Source organism: Empedobacter sedimenti (assembly GCF_030005555.1).
In the GTDB taxonomy this organism is placed as follows: domain Bacteria; phylum Bacteroidota; class Bacteroidia; order Flavobacteriales; family Weeksellaceae; genus Empedobacter; species Empedobacter sedimenti.
Genome location: NZ_JASCQG010000009.1, coordinates 36634 through 59582, shown reverse-complemented (window position 1 = coordinate 59582; position 22949 = coordinate 36634). Strand labels below are relative to the sequence as shown.

Genomic DNA, 22949 nt, shown 5'->3' with positions numbered 1-22949 from the left:
AATCCCTTACAAAATAAATTTCTCCTCTTTTTTAAGAATTCTTAACTTGTGACAGAATAAATACAAACCAAATGATCAAAAAAATACTTGTAAGTTCTCTTTTCCTTCTTGCCATTAGTAGTTGTAAGCAATCAAAAGAAACAGTCAAAACCGAACAAGGAAACACAACCTTCCAATATGCTAAAAATATTTCTGTCGAAGAAAATGAAACTTCAATCACAATAAAATCTTCTGGTAATAACATTTCATTTAACAAAAATGAATTACCAATCAAAACGGTAATGGTGGAAACAACTTCTGCAATCGCTTATTTAAACGAATTAAACGCATTAAACACAGTGAAAGGAGCAACAGATGTAGATTTTATTTACAATCCAAAAATCGCAGAAGGAATTACAAATAAATCAATCCTGAAAATTGGTTCTTCAAATGAGTTGTTCACTGAAATTATTTTAAAAAATAAACCTCAATTAATTATTGCAAGTTCTAATCCAGTTTTGGCAAAATTTCATCAACAATTGGAGCAAAATGGTATAAAAATCTTGTATTTAGACGAATACAAAGAACAAAATCCATTAGGACAGGTTGAATATTTGAAGATTTTCGGAAAATTATTCGGTAAAGATGTAGAAGCTGAAAAACGAGTAGAAACAGTTAAAAATAATTATGATTCAATCAAAAATATCATTCAAACCAAAGCGCAAGGCAATGTTTCGACAATTGTAAATACAATGTATGGTGATGTTTGGTATGTGCCAACAAACGATTTGTTGCAAGCAAAATTAATTGATGATGCAAAAGGAAACTATATTTTTAAAGATAAAAAAGGTGAAAATAGTTTGAGTTTAACCTTCGAAGAAGTCTATACAAAAGGAAAAACTGCAAATTATTGGATCAATGTAACGAACGTGAATTCTTTGGCTGAAATGAAAGCTTCTTACCCAAATTATGCGTGGTTTGATGCTTTTAAAAAAGGAAATGTCTACGCTTACAACAAACGTATGAATGCAAAAGGGTCAAATGATTATTTTGAACAAGGAATTCTTCGCCCAGATATTATTTTGAATGATTTAGGAAAAATTTTCTATCCGAGTTTATTTCCAACTTATGATTTATACTTTTATCAACAATTAAAGTAAATGACTGAAATTATTCAAAAATTTGAAGATTTTGTTCTAAAATCGATGAATTTATCCATTTCAAATCTTGAAAAAGATGCAGAATGTGGTGAATATTTTGGATATAATTTCAAAGTGAAAGAATTATTATTCAAATTCAGAAAAGCGAAAATTACGCCTAAAAAAGTTGGTCAATTTGTAACATTATGGAAACGAAATTCGGCTAAACAAACCGAACCTTTCGACGAAAATGATCTATTCGATTATTACATTATCGCTATAGAAGAAAATTCAAAACTAGGTTTTTACATTTTTCCGAAAGCAGTTTTAATTGAAAAACATATTTTAACCTCAGCCGAAAAAGAAGGAAAACGAGGTTTTAGAGTATATCCAAATTGGGTGAGACCTGAAAACAAACAAGCTGAAAAAACTCAAAATTGGCAACAAGATTATTTTGTAGAAGTCGATAACCATCAGATTGATTTAAATAAATTTAATACATTGTTCAAATAAAAAAATTACTGAATTAGCAGATTTTTTGTATTATTCATCTAAAGATGAGATGGCTTGACATGACAATTTCAGATTTATTTAAAAATTAAAAACGATGGGAATGTCATTCCGACTTTAGGAGGAATCTCAAATATATTATTTCAAGTAACTTAAAGTTTTATTTAAAATAAATTTTCAGTAAAAATACATCAAAGATTAAAAACAGGTAAAACGGTTGTAAATAAAGACTTTACAGCCGTTTTGTGATTTTTTGGTAATGAGGTAAAAAGCAGTAAAAAGCGAGGTTTGGCAAAAGTAGGGTTACTAAAACGTTACTTTTAAAAACAGAAGATAATATCATTAAAATACTGTATTTCAGCTTTCTGCATAGTTTTTCATATTGTTCCGTAGCTCACATAGGTTTAATTTTATCATTAAGAATTGTGAGTATGGAAACGACAAAAAAATCAACGTTTAAGGTATTGTTCTACCTTAAAAAGAATGCCCCGAAGAAAAACGGAAAGGTAACGGTTATGTGCAGAATTACCGTAAACGGTAAGCAGTCTGCATTCAGCACCAAGTTGGATATTTCCGCAACAAATTGGGATTTGAAGTATGGCAGGGTTTTAGGAAAGAGCCGAGAAGCCCAAGAGGTAAACGACAAGCTTGATAAAATCCGTTTAGGTATTGAGGAATGCTATTCAAAAATCCTAAAGAATGAGGGAGCGGTAAACAGTGCCAAACTTAAAAATGCTTTTCTCGGTATGGAAAGTGGAGAACTGACCTTTTTCAAGTTCTATGAACAGTTCCTTTCCGATTATGAGAAAAAAGTAAACAGTGGACTTCGTGTAAATGGCACACGTAGTAAGTACAAAATACTTTTAAAACACCTGCGAAATTTTGCACTGACAAAATACGGTTACTCTGACTTATCATTCAATGACCTTACATCTGATTTTGTGCAGGATTTTGATTATTACCTGCGTGACGACCAAAGCTTAACACACAACACTATTTGGCTTTATATGATTGGATTTACCACGCTTTGCCGATTGGCAATGAGCAGAAAGCATCTTGCTTTTAATCCGTTCAGCGAATACAAGAATACCAAAAAGGACAAAGACAGAGGTTATCTGCTACGAAATGAGTTAGAACATCTTGTAACGTTTAACTGCGAGAAAAAGAAAGATGAATTGGTTAAAGATTTGTTTGTTTTCAGTTGCTTTACAGGGCTTTCCTATTCCGATATGAAAGGGCTTAGAAACAGTAATCTTCAGGATTTCTTTGATGGTAACCAGTGGATTATTGTACGCAGAAAGAAAACGGCAACATCATCAAACGTGATGCTCTTGGATATTCCAAAAATGATTATCGAAAAGTATGCAGGATTTGCAAAGGACGGAAAGGTATTTCCCGTACCATCAAATACAGTTTGTAATGACAGTCTAAAGCGAATATCCCAACAAATCGACTGCCTAAAAGAAAAGAAAGTTACCTTTCATCTGGCACGGCACACTTTTGCTACGCTGTTTTTAAGCGAGGGTGTTCCGCTCGAAAGTTTAAGCAAAATGCTAGGACATAAGAATATTGCCACCACACAGATTTATGCAAAAATTCTCAACGAGAAAGTTGGTAAGGATATGCAAAAGGTATCGCATAAATTTAAGGGTATGGAGCAGTCTTTCGTGGCAAGCCTGTAACATTAGATCACAATTCCTTAAAACAATACAGCCCACCGTTTTTTAAGCAGTGGGCTGTTTTTTTCATTGACCGATACGGTTACAGTTTCAAAGCATTCTTTTTTTAACGGCTAACGCTGATAACCATCTTCCAACACCTTGATAATATCGCTTTCACGGAAAAGAATTTTCCGTTCGAGTTTGATAAACGGTATAAGTCCGTCATCTCTGTACTGTTGCAATGTCCGTTTGCTGATATGCAACATCTCGCAGACCTGTTCACCTGGCAGGTAGATTTCCCCTTTCAATAAAGGGTGGAAATATTCCCTGATATACAGCAGTTCATTTTTGATGCCTACCACAGCTTCGAGCAGGGCAAGCATATCTTCGTTTGAATCTCCAATCTGTTTCATTTCTTTTGCTTTTTTAATGGTGGCTCTCCCTGCATCAGTAATTCCACTTCGGACAATCTGAAATACGTTTTCCGATTGATTTGCGTTGCTCCAAGAATACCTTTTGCCCTGTACGTTTGTAAAGTTCTTTTACTAACATTTAGCAATTGGCAGGCTTCCTGCTGGTCGAGCCATTTCGTTGCCTGTTGCAATGCTCTGTAGGGTGCAGTGATTTCCTTAATCAATAGAGAAACTTCCTTTACTTCCCTATGCAGTGCTTTTAAAATCTGAATGTCTAAAACCGTTATTTCCATATCTGCATCATTTAAACTTCGAAAATAAAAGCTATTCACATAGGTTATTGTAATGTTGCGTTCAGTGGCGGTATTTGGCGTTCAGTTGCCAAATACTCGGCTATAATCCTAACTTTGGTTTGCTATTTTTCGTGCGAGCCTGTTGCGTTTTGATTGTATTACCTATTCTCAAAGCAGGCTTTTTATTGACTTGTACGGCTTTACTCTTGTCAGCGTTTTTGTAATCCGTACGGATAACCGTTTTTGATGCACCTATCACGCTTTCGGGTTCGGTAGGTAGTTTTGGCGGTTCAGTAAGTTTGCTCCCGAACAGCTTGCCCCAATTTAGTAAGCCTTTTGCTTCCCTGAACTGGCGTTTGAAATTGGCGATAAAATTGGAAATCGGGTCGCCCTGCTTATCAACCTGTATCAGGGAGCTACTCTCTTTTTTCTTTATTTGTTCTTTCTCTTTCCGCTCTTTGTCGGTTGCTATTTTTTGTTCCATAGGTTCAAAATTTTGCCCAATATAGAAAACAGGGCAATGCTTTGCTTTCATTTGGCATTATGTGGCAGTCTTTGGCTTGTGTTGGCACAATATAAATGGAAACCAATCCTCAAAACACTTTAAATTTTTCTCGCAAAGCCCCTTCACATTTAAAAAGTTTTGTACGGATAAGGGAAAGCATACCAAAAACACCCAATACTTATCCCATACGTGTTTTTAGTAACCTTTCATTTATTGGAATGGGATTAAAAAAAGAACAAAAGGTAGCAAAGATAAGGCGTACAGCCACCGCACCACCCCACCAAAAGCTTACGGCATAATGGCAGGGCAAATATGGTGGTTTCCCCGAGTTATTGTGTTTGCCCAGCCACCCTTCGGGACTTATTCCGTTTCCTTTTGGTCTTTCCTGTCCGCCTTGTTAGAATGGCTTTCTTTTTTTTCTGTTTTTTTGTTTTGGAAAATAATTTTAAAAGGGAGCAACACACCACAGCCGACACCGCACCACTATCAAAACAACGGTTTGTGCTTATCGTTGTAGATTTCGCTAATCAATTCCCCGAACTCCTGAAAATGGTATTCGATAATGTTATCTAAATACGCATAAATCGTCAGTTTATCAATTCCCATAATGCTTGTAAGCCTGTTAAATGTTTCGTGGTGTTCCTGCCGAACATAGACAGATTTTCCTTTGCTTGCCGTTGTGGTCGGGATTTTGAAAAACTGTCCGCAGTAGTCCTCTTTGGTCAGCCTCTTTGGCTTGGAGGTCGTTTTTGGGGTATTTCTCACAATGGGTTTTGGCTGTTCCGCTTCGGTTTCCGCAGGTTCGTTCCCTGCTATTACCTGCATAAGGGCTTCCTCGTCTACTTCGGGTTTGGCAAAATCTGCCCGATGTGTTACAGCCTGTTGTTCCGTCAAAGGTTGTTTCTTTTCATCAGTTAGGAAATTTTCAATAGAAAAATCCTCTTTTTCGGGTTGCTGATTTTTGTTTTCTTCGTGTATCATATTTCTCAATTTTAATGTTATATCTAATTAGCTGTTTCCCTAGTTAAGTATTCAGCTGTATATACTGTTGTATATATGTAACCACCTATTTATCTACGCACCTGCATACCCTTAATTGGCTAGCTCATTAACTCAAAAAACTTTAATTCGTCTGCATTCAATCACGCAGATTAGCTGTCGGGATTTATGCTGTTTAGTTACTTTAATAAGGATATAACCAATCAGCCAGCTAACCATACACAAAGGAAATAAAAGCAGTCGCAATCTGCATTAAGGCGGCACTATTTGGCGTTCATTGGCTTTATTTGGCGTAATTGTAAGTGACTGTTATTCAAATAGTCTTATCGAACTTTGTAATCGGAAGCAATGGATTTTCCCTGCTAACTCCAATCCGTTTGCAAAACGGATTTTCTGAACTCCTGTTCAGAGCAAGTTATCTCTTGAGGTCCTCGAAATGAATTTCGGCACCTCAAAAGCACTTGCCCTTGCAGGGAGCTGGAAACGGCTCCGAAGTCGCCCGTTTGTTTAAAAATTAAAATGGATTATTATGGAAGAGAAAGACAGAAAACAGATTAAAAAAACAGGAAGAAAACCGAAGATTGACCCTGCGGTACATCGGTATTCCTTTAACCTGAATGATGAGGACAATGCCAAGTTTCTTGCACTTTTTGACCATTCGGGAATGAAAATAACGGCACATTTTATTACAGCCTGTATCTTTCAAAAGACGGTAAAGACCGTGAAAATTGATATGGATGCGGTAGAATACCACGCAGGATTGACCAAATTTTTCGGTCAATTTCGAGGAATAGCAACCAATTACAATCAGATTGTAAGGCTTTTGAACACCAATTTTTCGGATAAAAAAGCATCTGCATACCTCTATAAATTGGAAAAACAAACCGCAGAAATGAAAGATCTGTTGCTAAAGGTTTTAATTCTTACCGATGAATTTGAAAAAAAATACCTGAACAAAGAGTGAAATTATGATTGCAAAAATCGGAAAGGGAAGCAATATGTACGGAGCAATTTTGTACAATCAGCAGAAAGTGGATAATGAGAATGGAGCGGTTCTGTTGCTGAATAAAATACCTGACACAATGAACGGCAGGTATTCTGTAGCTTATTTTAATAAATGCTTTGAACCGTACCTGTCTGCCAATATCAAAACAGAAAAGACGGTTCGGCATATATCGCTGAACCCAGATCCTGCGGATAAGGTCAGCGATGAGCAGTTTACCGATATGGCACAGGATTATATGGAGCGTATGGGCTACGGCAATCAGCCGTATATCGTTTTCAAGCATACGGATATTGACAGAACACACATACACATCGTTTCGACCTGCGTGGGAATTGACGGCAAGAAAATCCCCGATGATTACGACCATCCTCGCTCAATGGCTATTTGTCGGGATTTGGAAACTAAATATAACCTGAACAAAGCCATCGAGCAGGAGCAGAAACAAGTCAACAAAGTTTTTAAGCCTGTAAATCATAAAAATGGAGACATCAAAAGTCAGATTGCTTCGGTAGTACGGCATCTACCCAAGTATTATAGTTATTCTACTATGGGTAGTTACAATGCGTTACTCTCTCTATTCAACATCACAGCAGAAGAAGTCAAAGGCGAGCGGAACGGTCAAACCGTAAACGGATTGGTTTATGTGGCATTAGATGAAAACGGCAACAAGACAAGCAATCCGTTCAAAGCATCACTTTTCGGAAAAGATGCAGGAGTAACACAGCTTCAAAAACATTTTGGGCAGTCCAAAGAAAAAATGAAAACCAATCCTGTAAGGTCTGTCCTAAAGAATACCATTGAATTAGCGATACATACCACAAACAGCGAAACGGAGTTTAAAAAGCAACTTGTAGAGCAAGGTATTAATACGGTTGTCCGCAGGAACGAAAGCGGGCGAATTTACGGAATGACTTTTATCGACCACGAAAGTAGAACCGTTTGGAACGCTTCACAGTTGGACAGAAACCTGTCGGCAAATGTATTTAACGAATGGTGGCACAACGGCAACAAACCCGAACTAAAAATACAGGACAGCCTTGTTTCCAATATGAACACACTAGACCACCAACCGACCAAAGACCTTTTCGAGTTTATCTCACAGGAAAATTCGGAGAGTTCAGATTTGGGATTGTTCAGCCTACTACCAGATAGACAGGGCGAGGATTACGAAGAAGAGCAATTTGCTAACCAAATGAAAAAGAAAAGGAAGAAAGGGAGAAGAATGTAGGATAGCCTTTGAGTACCTTACAGATAAAATCCGAAAGGTATTTTTCATATATTTGCAGAAGAACAAAAAAAGTTTTAATGAGTTAAGCAAAAGAAAAATAGATATATAAAATTATAGCGTTTCGCTTTATAAATTCCTGTATCTGAAAGGTCGAAAATTTCAAATAGCACGGGAAAGTAAAAGTGGAAACGCCTACGGTAAAGCGTGGGCGTTCCTTTTTGCTTTGTGCTATCGGTATTCGACCACCGCAGATACGAACAAAAGGAATTAGCTCACGTTATTTTTTGCTCTTTACGGAAACCCGTAAAGAAGTTAAATAAAATGCATTTAAATTGCCAGACCGTAGAAATTATAATGAAATCAATACTAAACAATCCTTACCGAATTACAGGGTTACTCGTTGGAGCAACAGCAAGAGAACAAGACCGACAGGTAAGACGGCTTAAACAATATATAGAAGCCGAACAAGAACCTGATGAAGATTATAGCTTCCCAATACTTGGGGAACTACCCCGAACAATTGCAGATGTAGAAAATGCAGTATCAAAATTGAATTTGGACAGCGATAAAATGTCTGCATCACTCTTTTGGTTTTATAAAGGAAATGCTATAACTGATGAACCTGCTTTTGAAGCCCTAAAAGACGGCGACATTGAAATTGCTAATCAGATTTGGGATAAATTAATAACTGACACCAAAGAAGACGGAAAAAGATTTTGGAAACCAGTAACCGAAAAAAACTATTCTGCTTTTCATAATTGTGCTGTTCTCAACATAGTCAGACCAAATGGAAATCTTAATAACGCAATCGCAGGAGGAATATTTTTTCTCGAAAGTGATTTGGTTCATAATTTCGTTTCAAATGTAGCAGACTCCACCTATAAACCAAGTAAAAAAGATTTACAACTTTCGTTTCTCAATCAACTTTTTTCGGACATAGAATATAGTAAGAAAATCTCGGTAATTAAATTTGTTGAAATAGTAAGCAAACTACAATTTTCTGCAAAACAAGATTTCCTGAAAAGTTTTGTACAGAAACCCATTGAACAGGTAGAGAGATTGATTGAAGAATCCAAAACCAAACGAAAAGCTAATAAAGCCAATGCGATAAGTGATGGGAATACCTTATATCAACAAAGCATTGAAAATGTCAAGCAACTGAAATCCATTTTGGGTGCTTCTGATATTAAGTTTTCTTCTGTTTCAGACAAAGTTGCAGACGAAATACTACAATGTGGAATAGACTATTTCAAACATTACAGAGATAGCAATACCGACCCAAGTAGTGCAACAATGGATTTATTCCGAAAAGCGAAATCTTTAGCTTTGGGAAGTGTCGTCAGTCAAAGAATACAGGAAAATACTGAAAGTTTGCAAGAATGGATTAACGACAAACCCGAAAGAGAGAAACAGAAAAAGATTGCGGATGATTTATCTTTTGTCACTTCCAAGCTCGAACGATTTCAAAATCTTTCAGATACCGTTTCAAATGCCAAAGACCTTGTTGATAGCTGTAAACCACGATTAATTAGTATAAAAAACACACTCGGCTCTACGGATGATTTTTATCTAAAAATTAGTGGTGCGGTGGCTAACAATGCTTTAGGAATGTTAATTTCTGTAATTAATGAACAGCAAAACAGTATTGAAGTTCAATTAAGACAATTTACAACACTCCGCTCAACTATTCGCACCGCACTTGAAGTATCTAATAATATTGGTTCTTTAGATATGTCACCTGAACAGAGGTCGCATTATAATCAAAACCACTCAACACTTAAGTCTATTGCTTCACAATTAAGTGTAAGCAGTTCAAGTTACAGCTCATCATCAAGCAGTTCAGGGTCGTACAGACCAAAAACAACGACTTCAAGCAGTTCAAGCAATAATGAGGGTTGTGCTCCGTGGGTGTATTGGGTTGTCGGAATTATAATTTTAATAATATTAATAAGAGCTTGTGATTAAAACAATTGAAATGAGAAAATATCTACTAACATCAATATTCTGTTTAGTTGGCATAATGCTTTTTGCCCAAAACGGAAACATTACCAAAGATGATTTGGACAAGGAACTGAAACCTTTGAAAATTCAAATGGAGAATTTTCAGAAAGAAAACAGTTTATTAAAGACCAATATTCAAAATCTTCAAAGCGAAAACACCAAATTGAAGACGGAAATTGGCAATTTGAATACATTATTTTCAGATGCTACCGCCAGTATTGATAGTTTGAAAAACCAAACGGAAATAAACAGAAAATCTATTACAGAAACGGCTGATAAACTTGGTATTGAAATTAAAGAAACAAACGATAATAGCCAAAATAAAATATCCGAAATATCACAATCATTAAGTAAGAAGTCACTCTACGGAATTATCGGAGTGCTTTTGGCAATTCTTGTTTCAGGGATTATCTATTGGCTATTAAGCAGAAGACAGAAAACTGATAAGAGCGAAGTGATAGAACAATTGAGCCAAACCAAAACATCTATTGAAGAAAGTTTGGTGAAAGAATTCGGTAAACAAACCGACTTAATAGAAAGTCAATTACAGCTACTTGAAAAGCAAAAAGCCGAAGCTCCTGCCAATCCAAATGCCGAACCTGACCATTCATTAGCCCTGAAAGTAGCAAGTGAAATTAATTTGATTGAAAGAAATATCAATCTTATGGATGCAGGAACAAAAGGATTAAAGCAATTGTCACGTTCCGTAGGAAAACTCAAAGACAACCTTGCTGCTAACAGCTATGAAATGCCTGAATTATTAGGTAAGCAATTCCATCAAGGAATGAAAGTAATTGTAGCGAGTTCAATTCCTGATGAAAATTTGGAAAAAGGCTCTGAAATCATCACAAAAGTACTGATTCCACAAGTAAATTATAATGAAAAAATGATACAAACCGCACAGATTGAAGTTTCTGTCGGGATTTAATACTCTATAAAAGCATAATCAATAATGAGAAATAAAATAGACTACGGTATAGATTTAGGAACGACCAATTCGGCAATTGCAAGAATGGAAAACGGAATACCGACCATTAAAAAATCAGATACCTTAAAAGATACAGTTCCGTCTTGTGTCCATTTCAACAAAAGACAGGATATTTTAGTAGGCGATACGGCTTTCAATGTGATGAAAAATGATAACACGAGAGCCTTGAAAACATTTGAAAAAGGGAAAACCAATACTTTTATTGAGTTCAAAAGAACAATGGGAACAACACATACTTATGAGTGTTCCAATATGAAAAAGGATTTCTCTTCAGAAGAGCTATCGAGTGAAGTATTGAAGAAATTAAAATCATTCATACAGGATGAAAATATTTCATCAATCGTGATTACCGTACCTGCAAAGTTCCTAAATCCGCAAAATGAAGCAACAATGCAAGCCGCTAAATTAGCAGGCTTCCAACATATCCAGTTATTGCAAGAGCCTGTTGCAGCAGCAACGGCTTATGGTTTAGATGCCAAAGCTAAAGACGGTTATTGGTTAGTGTTCGATTTAGGAGGAGGAACGTTTGATGCAGCATTAGTAAAATCAGAAGAGGGAATATTATCTGTAAAAGATACAGACGGAGACAATTGGTTAGGAGGAAAAAACTTAGATGAAGCCATTGTTGACCAAATCATTATTCCAAACCTACAAGAAAATTATTCTATTGATAGTGTTTTAGAAGATGTTACTAAAAGAGAAATTTTAAGAAATGCGGTTAAGCCTTTTGCCGAAGAAGCTAAAATTCAATTGTCATTCAAAGATTCGCATAACGTATTATCAAATCTTGGGGACTTGCCTTTTGAGGATGATAATGGAGAAGAACCCGAAATAGATGTAGAAGTTAGTCAAAAGGATATGGAAAGTGTGTTAGCTCCAATTTTTCAAAAAGCTATTGACATTACAAAAGAACTTTTAAAAAGGAACAATTTAAAAGGTTCGGATTTAGGTGCATTGATTTTGGTAGGAGGTCCGACTTATTCGCCTATTTTAAGAAGAATGCTTAAAGAGCAGATTACCGACAATGTAGATACCTCTGTTGACCCAATGACAGTTGTTGCCCGTGGTGCAGCTTTGTTTGCTTCTACTATCTCTGTTTCTGATGAAGTAAAGGAAGCTACAAGAGATAAAACAAAACTTCAATTAGAAATAAATTATGAAGCTACGAGTGTAGAATTGGATGAAATGATTAACCTGAAAGTTTTGAAAGACAAAACAGAGGGGCAAATTCCCGATAAAATATATGCTGATGTAGTGAGAGGAGACGGAGCTTGGAGTAGTGGTAAAAAGCTTATTGGAGAAAAAGCAACCATTCTTGATGTATTATTGGTAGAGGGAAAATCTAATGCCTTTGAAATCAATGTTTATGATGAAACAGGAAACAAGTTAGATTGTCAGCCTAACCAATTTACAATTATACAAGGAATTGGAGGTTTGGACAAAATGCAGGTTTTGCCTTATCATATCGGTATCGGAAAATGGTTTGAAACCGAACAAAAGGATTTATTCCAACCTGCGAAAGGTTTAGAGAAAAATAAACAAATCGGAAAAGGGATTGTGGGTGTTATTGATAACCTATATACCCGTAGCGATATAAGAGCAGGAATGCGAACAGATATTATAAGAATTCCGATATATCAAGGAGATTATAACGCAGAGGGAACAAATCCGCTTTTAAATAATTTTGTAAACGAAGTGGTTATCACAGGAGAAACCTTGCCAAAAGTTTTACCAAAAGGAAGTCCTGTAAATATTACGATTAGAGTTGACGGCTCATCTTTAATGAAATTTAGTGCAGAATTTCCGACTATTGAGCATCTTGAAGAATTAGAGGTAGAAATCAAAAATACAGAAGCTCCCGAAGAAGTATTTTTGACTAAAGAGATTAGTAAAGCCAAACGAACTGCCCAAAAAGTAAATGCTGATGATGTTTCTCAAAAGCTCGAAACATTAGAGGAACAACTTGAAAATGAAAAAGGAAGTGCAGACGGAAAAATGAAAATTCTTGACGGATTACGTAAAGAGCTTTTGAAATTAGACGGAGCAGAAAAAGCAACGGAGTGGCCTAAAGTAGAGCAAGACCTGAAAGATGCGTTTTATAAGTTGGAAGATTTAATTGAAAAAATCAGACACAATAGTGATGACGGAGATTTGAATTTGGAAAGCGTAAATGCTCATATTCAGGAGTACAGAACAAAAATCGAATACATCATTAAAGAGAAAAATGCTAAAGATGCTAAAGAACTTACAAGAGAAATCGGGCAATTAGATTTTGAACTTCGTAATGCTGTTACTGGGAATGCTATGGATGTTCAGTTTTTACGCCACCTGAATGATAGCTTTGGAACTTACCATTGGAAAGATACAACGAAAGCTCGTCAACTATTAAATCAAGGATTACAAATGGCTACAAATGGCAGAACTTCGGGAATTCGACAGATACTCGTTGAACTGATTTCTTTGATGCCTGAAAACGAAAAACCTAAAGAAACATTGGGCTAAACTTGAAGCTATGAGAAAAATTATCATCCCAACTTTGGTATCTGCATTGCTTTTGATTTCTTGTGAATCCGAACAGGCTAAAAAAGAACGGTTGGCACGTGAAGAAAAACAACGTATTGAGTATGAACAACAACGTGCCGAAGAAGAAAAAGCCGAAAATATCCGTTTGGAACAAGAGCGAATTGAACAGGCTCAACAAGCAGAAGCAGACCGTATAGAAAGAGAAATCCAATTAGAAAAAGAGCGAGTAGAGCAAGAGAATTACAATAAGTATATCTCTAATTCGCTAAACACAGGAGCAACTCCCTATGCAAGATATTATGGAGGTAATTCGTCTTGTAATGATTACGGATGCTCACAAATAAAAGTCAGAACAAGTAACTCTGATGTTTTGGTTACTATCAAGAAGAATGATAAGGTTGTAAGACACGCTTTCATTCAGGCTGGCGATAGTTACACATTCTCATTTCCAAATGGAACATATCAGGCTTTTTTCTATTACGGAAAAGGGTGGAATCCCGAAAAGGAAATGAAAAACGGAGAATTAAAAGGAGGTTTTATTGCTAATGAAGATTTTGGGAAAGATGACCCGCAATATTTAAGCAATAATGTATTGGAATATGAGCTGATTATGCAACAAAACGGAAATTTCAGTACCAGACCAAGCAATCCCGAAGAAGCCTTATAGATGATTAAAGTAATAAAAATAGCATTAGCCGTTCTTTTACTCGGTTGCTTGTTAGATATGCCTTATGGCTATTACCAATTAGTGCGTTTCGGTGCATTGATAGGTTTTGCATTATTAGCTTACCAAGCAAACAAAGAGGGACAGAAAACCGAAATGATTATTTACGGTGCTTTAGCTTTATTATTTCAACCGTTTATCAAGATTGCTTTAGGAAGAGAAATATGGAATATTGTGGATGTAATAGTAGCGGTTGGGTTGATGATTAGTTTAAAAGGAAAAAATAAATGACAAAATACAAAGGCATATTACCAAAAGGGTTTTCTGTTGATGAAAAGTATAATATTATGCTTTTCATCAAACAAGGAACTAATGCCGAAACCTATCGTGCAAAAGGTAAAGACGGGAAATTATACTTCTTGAAACTATTCAATTATTCAAAATTACACCGTTCAGCTTTTGATAATGAAAGTAATTTGTTGGAGATTGAGTTTTTGAAAAAAATTCAACACGATAATATTATTGAGTACAAAGACAGTGGAGAGCTTATATTTGAAAACAAAAAGTTTGCCTTTTTGGTCTTGAACTTTATTGCAGGAGAAACATTAGCAGAAAGAATAAGCCGAGAAACATTTACCAATTATTACGATATTCAACAAATCATTACGGACGTTTTGAAAGGTTTAAATTATTTGCATAAATTGTCCGAACCTATCATTCACAACGAAATCACACCCCAAAATATAATGTTGGATTTGTCAGAAGATATTCCGAAAGCCAAAATCATTGATTTTGGTTATGCAAGGTCTTTTCATCAATCAACAAAAGCATACAATAAAGAAAATTTAAACTTCAATTACGTTGCATCGGAGTGTTTAAATGGTTTGTATTCGCCACAAAGCGATATATATTCTGTTGGAGCAGTAATGTACCAAATGCTCTTTGGTTTGCCACCTTGGTTTAAAGATATTTCAAATTTTCAATCAAATAAAAACAGAACAGAAGAATTACTAATTGATGAACGAAAAAAGACTTTGTCTTTTCCAAAATTGACTAATGAAATAATCGGCTATTCAAACGATATAAATCTTATTTTGAAAAAAGCATTAAATCAGAACATAGAAAACCGCTTTCAAAATGTCAGTGAATTTGTTCAGGCTTTAAATGGGGAAATAGCGATTGAAGATATTGATAGAGTTCAGCAAGTAACATCAGAGGATAGACCTGAAAAGAAAATTCAAAGTAAGAAAGCAAAAGGCAAAGGGTTTTCTGCTATCGCAGGAATGCACGAACTTAAAGAACAATTGCGATTGGATGTTATTGATGCTTTACACAATCCCGAAGAGTATGCGAAATATGGTGTAACTATACCAAACGGAATGTTACTTTATGGTCCGCCAGGTTGCGGTAAAACCTTTTTTGCTAAACATTTTGCCGAAGAAGTCGGATTTAATTTTATGTTGGTCACACCTTCTACTTTAAAAAGTAGATACGTGAATGCTACACAAGAAAACATAGCAAAAATGTTTCAAGAAGCGGAAAAAGACGCTCCCACTATTATTTTTATTGACGAAATCAACGAGTTAGTTCCTAACAGAGATTCGGAAGTTCACGAAATGAGTAAAAGTGCGGTTAATGAAATGCTTGCACAAATGGACAGAACAGGAGAAAAAGGAGTTTTCATTATTGGAGCAACCAACTATCCGAATATGATTGACCCTGCAATTTTAAGGGCAGGAAGATTGGATAAGAAATTCTATTTACCGCCACCAGATTTCGAAGCGAGAAAAGCAATGTTCGAAATGTATTTAAAAAATCGTCCTTTAGATTTTGGTATGGATTACGTCCAACTTTCCAATTTGACAGAGAATTATGTTTCGGCAGATATTGAATTATTGGTTAATGAAGCATCAAGATTGGCTTTGAAAACAAAAACAAGAATTTCAATGAAGATTTTGGAAGAGGTAATCAAGAATACAAAAGCATCTGTTCCATTAAAAGAATTAAAGAAATATGAATTGATAAGGGCAAAAATGGACGGGGAAAATACCGAAAACAAAACCGAAAGACCAAGAATAGGATTTAAAACTTAAAAATCGAAAAGTATGGATATAATAACATTTGATAAGCTATTATTGAAAACAGCTTTTTGCTGTATGGCATCGGACGGAAACATTGACAAAAGAGAAATTAAAACGCTTCAATCTTTATGTCAAAATTCGGACTTATTTGAAGACTTTGATTTTCAGGTTGAAATAAACAAACTTGTAGAGGGAATTAATAAGAACGGAAATCAATTCATTAGGCATTATTTGGATTTGTTAAGTAATGCTAATTTATCCGAACAGGAAGAACTTACAATAATTGACTTTGCCATTCAAACAATTTATGCGGATGAACAAGTAGATTATTCTGAAGTAAAATTTTTCAAAAATATTCGTCATAGACTAAAAATAAGTGACGGAAGTATATTATCAGTTTATCCTGATATTGAACAATTCTTGGAAGAAGACATATTAACCGAATCCTTTCTTGATAAGATTACTAATCAATATTTTAATACAGCCGAATTACCAAAGTTTAGCGAGATAGATTTCAAATTTGATAAATAACTAATCCTCAACTCGAAGTAATTATTATAATTCGTATCTTTGCTAAGAGCGAACGGAAACACGTTGAAAAGCAAAGCAGTAAGCACCGTTACCAAATCGTTACCTGACTTTTTTGATAATCTTTATAAAAGCTTAGTATTCAACCGATACAGCTTTTTCCTGAAAACTTTAAAATAAAAAATCCTGCTCAATTGAACAGGATTTTTTGTTTATATTCTATTAATCTTAAAATAATTCTGATTGGAATTGCTCTAAGAAACGTTTATCATTTTCTGTGTACAAACGGATATCACCAATTTGATACAACAACAACGCAATACGCTCAATTCCCATACCAAAAGCATAACCTGTATACTTTTCAGGATCGATATCTACATTGCGCAAAACATTAGGATCTACCATTCCACATCCCATAATTTCTAACCAACCAGTCCCTTTTGTCATACGATAATCAGTTTCGGTTTCTAATCCCCAATATACATCAACCTCCGCAGAAGGCTCTGTAAATGGGAAATATGAAGGACGTAAACGAATTTCAGATTTACCAAATAACTCAGTTGTAAAATAACTTAATGTTTGTTTCAAATCTGCAAACGAAACACCTTCGTCGATGTACAAACCTTCGATTTGGTGAAACATCATGTGCGAACGAGACGAAATAGCTTCGTTACGGTAAACACGACCTGGCGCTAAGAAACGCATTGGCGGTTGATTCTTCTCCATATGACGAATCTGCGTAGACGATGTATGCGTACGCAACACAATATCTGGATCAGTTTCGATGAAAAATGTATCTTGCATATCTCGCGCAGGGTGATGCGCTGGTAAATTTAACGCGGTAAAATTATGCCAATCATCTTCGATTTCTGGACCTTCAGAAACGCTGAATCCAATGCGATTAAAAATCTCGATAATACGATTTTTTGTAATATTGATTGGATGACGAGAACCCAATGTAAAAGGCTCTCCAGGACGCGTCAAATCTAAAGAAGAATCAGTTTTTCCTTCGTTTGAGATTTCATTTTTAAGAACAGTTGATTTTTCAGTTGCCAATGTTTTCAAATCATTTACAACTTGACCAAATTCCTTTTTTTGTTCGTTCGGAACCGATTTGAACTGTGTAAACAAGTCCGTTAAAATTCCTTTTTTTCCTAAAAATTTAATTCTGAATTCTTCAATTTCAGCAGCATTTGTTGAGTGGAAGTTTTTTACTTCTTCAATATATTGTTTGATTTGGTCAATCATAATTTCTGATCAATTTGATTACAAATTTAACCGATAATCAACTTATAACAAATTATTCGGGGACTTTTATTATAAACGTCTAATTCTTGTAAATAAAAATCCTCTCAAGAAAACTTAAGAGGATTTATTAGATATTTTAGATTTAAAAATTATTTTCCAAAAACTTCTTTTACTTTGGCAGCGATTCTCTCGCGTTCTGCATCTGTTAAATTAGAGCCAGAAGGTAAACATAATCCGTTTTCGAATAATTCTTCTGCTACTTTTTCACCATAATAAGGTGCATCAGCAAAGACAGGTTGCATATGCATTGGTTTCCATAATGGACGAGATTCGATATCATCTTCCAAGAAAGCTAAGCGCAAATCTTCGCGTGTTTTTCCAGATACTTTTGGATCGACTAAAATCGCAGACAACCAATGATTCGAGAAATAATCTGAAGTTGGTTCTACAAAAACAGTTACTCCATCGATATCAGCAAATAACTCTTGGTAAAACTTGTTCATAGCACGACGAGCCTCCACTCTATCTGCCAACACTTCCATTTGTCCACGACCAATTCCTGCCGTAATATTACTCATACGATAATTGTACCCAATGTGCGAATGTTGGTAATGTGGCGCATTATCACGCGCTTGAGTCGCTAAAAATACTGCTTTATCTTTATCTTCTTGCGTGTGAGAAACCAACGCTCCACCACCAGAAGTTGTAATAATTTTATTCCCGTTGAATGACAACGCTCCAAAACGACCGAACGTCCCACAAGCTTTACCTTTAAACGTAGAACCTAAGGCTTCTGCAGCATCTTCGATCACAGGAATGTTGTATTTCTCAGCAATTGCATGAACTTCATCAATCTTGTAAGGCATTCCGTATAAATGCACCGCTAAAATTGCTTTTGGCAATTTTCCTTTTGCGATACGATCTTTGATTGCAGATTCTAATGTAATTGGACAAAGATTCCAAGTGTGTTTTTCTGAATCGATGAAAATTGGAGTTGCTCCGCAATAGACGATTGGGTTAGTAGATCCACAAAAAGTTAATGTTTGCATAATAACCTCATCATTAGGTTTAACACCTAACATGATAAGAGCTAAATGTAAAACAGATGTACAACTATTTAATGCAACAATTGGATTTGATGTATTCAACGCTTTTTGAATATCAGATTCAAATCCATCAATATTTTCACCAATAGAAGTTATCCAATTTTTATCAAAAGCATCTTGAATGTATTTCATTTCATTTCCTGAAAGATGCGGAGATGAAAGCCAGATTTTAGTTTGCATTAAATGGTTAGATTTATTTCAAATATAATAAAAAAAGAGCCTTAAAATAGACTCTTTGTAACTTGTATATTGTTTAAATTACTTCTTCACGGCATCTCCCTGTCCTTTTCCAGAAACAGTTCCGATTATATATTTAAAATAATTAGAAATTGACATTGTTTGATACATTTCAGCATCTAATTTCGCTAATTTCTCAGGTGTCGACATGTCGACATTATTAATTTGTCCTAAGCCTGTTATTCCTGGTAGATAATTGTAAACCCCTCTTTTTTCCCTTTCCTCAATTAACTCTGTTTGATTGAATAAACATGGTCTTGCTCCAACCAAACTCATATCCCCTATCAATACATTAATTAATTGCGGTAATTCGTCTAATTTAGATTTTCTTAAAAACGCACCAAATTTTGTTACTTGTGCTTGACTTGCTAAGTGTGATGCAACGGATTTTGTATTGATATCCATCGTACGAAACTTAAGTAAATTGAATGCTTTCTTCCCTTTTCCTACACGTTCTTGTACAAAAATTGGTGCACCTGTATCAAAAAGCCCAATGATAAAAAGAATGACTCCTACAGGCCATAAAAATAGTATACCGAAAAAAGAGAATAATATATCGAATAATCGTGTCATAGTTTAATTTTGTTTAAAGCTTTTTATTGTTTTAATAACTCCTTCTTCTGCAGACAAAGGTAAATGTTTAATGTTTAAAGCTGTTTTAATTTTTTTGTTGGAAACCACATAATTTTCAGTTAACTTTTTAATTCGTTCAGAATTTAATGGCAATCGAATTATATCTCCACATTTTGCTACAGCTTGTATTAAACCTTTTGGAATAGGTAAAAACTTTGCTTTACGTTCCAAAGCTTTATTTATTGCAATAATCAACTCATTTGTAGATAAGTACTGATCATCTGAGAAATTATAAATACCAGATTGTACATCTTTATTAATTAACATTTCTTGAACTAAATAGGATAAATTATCAATACTCAAAAACGAACGACTATTATCAAATTTTGATAGCGGCCAAGGAATACCTTTTTCGACAATTTTATATAATAAGTTTAAGTTTCCTTTATTTCCTGGACCATGTATCATACAAGGACGTATAATAAATAAACGTTTCTCTTTTGGTAAATTTTGAGTCATCAAATACTGTTCTGCTTCAAATTTAGATTTTCCATAAGGCGTTAGTGGATTTGGCATAATATCTTCTTTCACTATATTATCTGCTGTATCCGCAACTGCTTTTACCGAACTAAAAAAGAAAAAGTCTTTAATATCTGATTTTAAAAAATCATTAAATAACTCAATGGTTAAATCTCTATTAATTTTAAAATATTCTGATTCATCCGAAACATTTTCTAAATCGTGAGCTTTACCTGCAAGATGAATAATAGCATCAGCATTTTTATCTAATTTAGATAACCAATTTCCTCGTAAAGAAAGTGATTCAATAGAATGATGGTTATTTTTTAAATATGATGAGAGATTTTGACCTACAAAACCTGAAGCTCCAGTAATAGTTATTTTCATTTTTTAACTAAAATTCTTTCCAAATTATCTATACATGATTTTAATGTGAATCGTTCAGAAAAATATTTTTTTCCATTTCTTCCTTTCTCTTCCAATATAGCTTTATCAAAATTAGCTGCCTTTTTAATAACATCAGCTAATTTAGTTTCGTCTGATGATGGCACAGTAAAACCACAATCAGCTTCATTTATTGTCTCAGCTCCTTCTCCATTTAACATCGCTAATATTGGTTTACCAGATGACATATATGCCTGAACTTTTGCAGGAACTGTTAAGTTAAAAATAGGATCATCTTTAAGACTAACCAACAACAAATCTGCTTCTGCAAAGAAAGTAGCCATTGCTTCAACTGGAAACCGTCCAACTGTATGCACTGTTTCTTGCAATTGATGTTCCTTAACAAATTCTTGCACAAAAGGCATCTTTCTTCCATCGCCAACAATTATGAATTTTATTTCTTTATAATTTTTCAATAATAAAGCTGCTTTCATAATTGTGTCCATATCTTGTGCTTCACCTACATTTCCAGCAAATAAAATTTTAAAGCCTTCTGGTAAGTCAGGAATTGGGTAATTTGTTTCACCTTCTGAAATACTTTCTTCTGCCCAGTTTGGAAAATACTCAATTTTATGACCAAACTCTCCTTTCTCTAATATTGACTTTCTAAAACCTTTTGAAGTAATTAAGAGTTTTTCAGATTCTTGATAAAAGCCTTGTACAACACGTTTATAATAATTTAGAATGCTTTTATTCTTAACGCCTCCTGCTATCTCCAAACTTTCAGGCCATAAATCCATTACCCAAAAGTAAATAGGTATTTTTTGAATTTTCTTAACTGTAAGTGCTGGGTAAAATTGAGTGATTGGAGAAGGTTCATGGACAATAATTGCATCATATTTTTTCTGACGAGCCAATTTACGAGCCTTTAAAGAAGCAAAAAATGCAAAAGAATAATAATTCAAAAAAAGACGAATTCCTCCTCCTTTTCCACGAGGAAGTAATAATGATCGAACTATTTCAACCCCTTCTATGTTTTGATTCCTCTTTTTTTTATAACCATAACCATCATAAATTTCTCCTTCAGGGTAGTTTGGAATACCTGTCAGAACTGTTACTTGATGCCCACGCTTTTGTAATTCAAAAGCTAAATCGGTACTTTTAAATGTTTCTGGATAAAAATATTGGGTAACAATAAGAATATTCATTCCAACTAGATTTCCTCAGACCAAACAGTTCTTTTAATATAATCAGCGTATGAAATAATGATTCTCACCACTTTTTCAGAGACATTCGGCATCGAATAATCAGCAACTGGGCGGAAGTTTCTTTCATCACCTACTTTTTGTTGTAAAACCTGTGTTAAACCTTGCATAATTCTATCTGGTGAAAGTCCAACCATCATTACAGATGCTTCTTCCATCGCTTCTGGACGTTCATGCGCTTGACGAATATTCAACGCTCTAAAATTTAAGATCGATGATTCTTCAGAAATTGTTCCTGAATCTGAAAGACAAGCGTATGCATGCATTTGTAACGCATTGTAATCGTGAAAACCAAGCGGTTTCAAAAACTGAATCTCAGGACGCATCTCAATTTGCATCTTGTCAATCATGTTTTGTGTACGTGGATGCGTAGAAACAATAATTGGATATTGATATTTCTCTGCAATAGCATTAAGTGAAGTCATTAAACCACGGAAATTTTTCTCAGAATTGATATTTTCTTCACGATGAGAAGACACAACGAAGAATTTACCTTTTTCAAGATTTAATTTTTCTAAAACATTAGAAGCTTTAATTTCTGGTAAATAATGATTTAAAACCTCAAACATTGGAGAACCTGTTTTGATGATTCTATCCGCAGGAAGACCTTCCCTCAATAAATACTCACGAGCAATATCCGAATACGTTAAGTTAATATCTGATGTGTGGTCTACAATTTTACGATTCGTTTCCTCTGGAACACGTTGATCAAAACATCTATTCCCTGCTTCCATGTGGAAAATAGGGATATGTCTTTTCTTCGCAGGAATCGCACACAAACAAGAATTAGTATCTCCTAAAACCAAAAAAGCATCAGGCTTCAATTCTTCTAATAGAGGATCAATTTTGATTAAGATATTCCCTACCGTTTCGGTAGCTGTTTTACCCGCTGCTTCAAGAAAGTAATCAGGTTTACGAAGCCCTAAATCTTCAAAGAAGATTTGGTTTAACTCATAATCGTAATTTTGTCCAGTGTGGACGATAATATGTTCTACAGCTTCAGAATTATCTAATGCCATTAATACTCTTGATAATCTTATGATTTCAGGTCGTGTTCCCACAACCGTCATTACTTTAAGTTTTTTCATTGTTATGTTTA

General features: G+C 34.8%; 22 protein-coding genes. 12 read left to right on the top strand and 10 right to left on the bottom strand.

Annotated features, from left to right (window positions below):
- Positions 1-71 precede the first annotated feature (71 nt).
- The 3 genes from QHG34_RS09750 to QHG34_RS09740 all read left to right on the top strand — a co-directional run bounded on the left by QHG34_RS09750 (position 72) and on the right by QHG34_RS09740 (position 3310).
- On the top strand, positions 72-1139 hold the full coding sequence (locus QHG34_RS09750; RefSeq protein WP_282629994.1) for an ABC transporter substrate-binding protein: 1068 nt from the start codon (positions 72-74) through the stop codon (positions 1137-1139).
- A complete protein-coding gene (locus QHG34_RS09745; protein ID WP_282629993.1) occupies positions 1140-1631 on the top strand; it encodes a MepB family protein in 492 nt (163 codons plus the stop codon).
- A 428-nt stretch (positions 1632-2059) separates the two neighbouring features.
- Positions 2060-3310: a site-specific integrase gene (locus QHG34_RS09740; RefSeq protein ID WP_282629992.1), complete on the top strand. Its 1251-nt coding sequence runs from the start codon at positions 2060-2062 to the stop codon at positions 3308-3310.
- Positions 3311-3420: 110 nt separating this feature from the next.
- On the opposite strand, the gene QHG34_RS09735 is transcribed toward QHG34_RS09740, so the two are convergent.
- The 4 genes from QHG34_RS09735 to QHG34_RS09720 all read right to left on the bottom strand — a co-directional run bounded on the left by QHG34_RS09735 (position 3421) and on the right by QHG34_RS09720 (position 5481).
- The gene (locus tag QHG34_RS09735; protein ID WP_282629991.1) at positions 3421-3702 is read right to left on the bottom strand and encodes a helix-turn-helix domain-containing protein; all 282 of its coding nucleotides are present in this window, start codon (positions 3700-3702) and stop codon (positions 3421-3423) included.
- The gene (locus QHG34_RS09730) at positions 3699-3995 is read right to left on the bottom strand and encodes a helix-turn-helix domain-containing protein (RefSeq protein ID WP_282629990.1); all 297 of its coding nucleotides are present in this window, start codon (positions 3993-3995) and stop codon (positions 3699-3701) included. The genes QHG34_RS09735 and QHG34_RS09730 overlap by 4 nt, the downstream gene beginning before the upstream one ends.
- 100 nt (positions 3996-4095) lie before the next feature.
- On the bottom strand, positions 4096-4530 hold the full coding sequence (locus QHG34_RS09725) for a hypothetical protein (protein WP_282629989.1): 435 nt from the start codon (positions 4528-4530) through the stop codon (positions 4096-4098).
- Between the two features lie 456 nt (positions 4531-4986).
- Complete coding sequence (locus tag QHG34_RS09720; protein ID WP_282629988.1) at positions 4987-5481, bottom strand: DUF3408 domain-containing protein; 495 nt, start codon at positions 5479-5481, stop codon at positions 4987-4989.
- A gap of 547 nt (positions 5482-6028) precedes the next feature.
- Here QHG34_RS09720 and mobA point away from each other — a divergent pair.
- The 9 genes from mobA (at position 6029) to QHG34_RS09675 (ending at position 16521) form a co-directional block, all read left to right on the top strand.
- On the top strand, positions 6029-6463 hold the full coding sequence (gene mobA, locus QHG34_RS09715) for a conjugal transfer protein MobA (protein ID WP_282629987.1): 435 nt from the start codon (positions 6029-6031) through the stop codon (positions 6461-6463).
- Between the two features lie 4 nt (positions 6464-6467).
- On the top strand, positions 6468-7733 hold the full coding sequence (mobB, locus tag QHG34_RS09710) for a conjugal transfer protein MobB (RefSeq protein WP_282629986.1): 1266 nt from the start codon (positions 6468-6470) through the stop codon (positions 7731-7733).
- 354 nt (positions 7734-8087) lie between these two features.
- Positions 8088-9698, top strand: coding sequence for a hypothetical protein (locus QHG34_RS09705; RefSeq protein WP_282629985.1), 1611 nt, complete (start codon positions 8088-8090; stop codon positions 9696-9698).
- A 10-nt stretch (positions 9699-9708) separates the two neighbouring features.
- On the top strand, positions 9709-10662 hold the full coding sequence (locus tag QHG34_RS09700; protein WP_282629984.1) for a hypothetical protein: 954 nt from the start codon (positions 9709-9711) through the stop codon (positions 10660-10662).
- 24 nt (positions 10663-10686) lie between these two features.
- Complete coding sequence (locus QHG34_RS09695; RefSeq protein ID WP_282629983.1) at positions 10687-13224, top strand: Hsp70 family protein; 2538 nt, start codon at positions 10687-10689, stop codon at positions 13222-13224.
- 10 nt (positions 13225-13234) lie between these two features.
- Entirely contained in the window at positions 13235-13912 is a 678-nt protein-coding gene (locus tag QHG34_RS09690; RefSeq protein WP_282629982.1) for a hypothetical protein, read from the top strand.
- Positions 13913-14200: a DUF6804 family protein gene (locus tag QHG34_RS09685; protein ID WP_282629980.1), complete on the top strand. Its 288-nt coding sequence runs from the start codon at positions 13913-13915 to the stop codon at positions 14198-14200.
- Entirely contained in the window at positions 14197-16002 is a 1806-nt protein-coding gene (locus QHG34_RS09680) for a protein kinase domain-containing protein (protein WP_282629978.1), read from the top strand. The genes QHG34_RS09685 and QHG34_RS09680 overlap by 4 nt, the downstream gene beginning before the upstream one ends.
- A 12-nt stretch (positions 16003-16014) precedes the next feature.
- Positions 16015-16521: a tellurite resistance TerB family protein gene (locus QHG34_RS09675; RefSeq protein ID WP_282629977.1), complete on the top strand. Its 507-nt coding sequence runs from the start codon at positions 16015-16017 to the stop codon at positions 16519-16521.
- A 225-nt stretch (positions 16522-16746) separates the two neighbouring features.
- On the opposite strand, the gene QHG34_RS09670 is transcribed toward QHG34_RS09675, so the two are convergent.
- The 6 genes from QHG34_RS09670 to wecB form a co-directional block, all read right to left on the bottom strand.
- Positions 16747-17766, bottom strand: a complete 1020-nt coding sequence (locus QHG34_RS09670) for a phenylalanine--tRNA ligase subunit alpha (protein WP_282629976.1) — start codon at positions 17764-17766, stop codon at positions 16747-16749.
- 149 nt (positions 17767-17915) lie between these two features.
- Complete coding sequence (locus tag QHG34_RS09665; protein ID WP_282629975.1) at positions 17916-19052, bottom strand: DegT/DnrJ/EryC1/StrS family aminotransferase; 1137 nt, start codon at positions 19050-19052, stop codon at positions 17916-17918.
- A gap of 78 nt (positions 19053-19130) precedes the next feature.
- Entirely contained in the window at positions 19131-19682 is a 552-nt protein-coding gene (locus tag QHG34_RS09660; RefSeq protein WP_282629974.1) for a sugar transferase, read from the bottom strand.
- Between the two features lie 3 nt (positions 19683-19685).
- Positions 19686-20588 carry an NAD-dependent epimerase/dehydratase family protein gene (locus tag QHG34_RS09655; RefSeq protein WP_282629972.1) on the bottom strand — a complete coding sequence of 301 codons (903 nt, stop codon included), beginning with the start codon at positions 20586-20588 and terminating at the stop codon, positions 19686-19688.
- On the bottom strand, positions 20585-21793 hold the full coding sequence (locus tag QHG34_RS09650) for a glycosyltransferase family 4 protein (protein WP_282629971.1): 1209 nt from the start codon (positions 21791-21793) through the stop codon (positions 20585-20587). The genes QHG34_RS09655 and QHG34_RS09650 overlap by 4 nt, the downstream gene beginning before the upstream one ends.
- A gap of 5 nt (positions 21794-21798) precedes the next feature.
- Positions 21799-22938, bottom strand: a complete 1140-nt coding sequence (gene wecB / locus QHG34_RS09645) for a non-hydrolyzing UDP-N-acetylglucosamine 2-epimerase (protein ID WP_282629970.1) — start codon at positions 22936-22938, stop codon at positions 21799-21801.
- Positions 22939-22949: the final 11 nt, after the last annotated feature.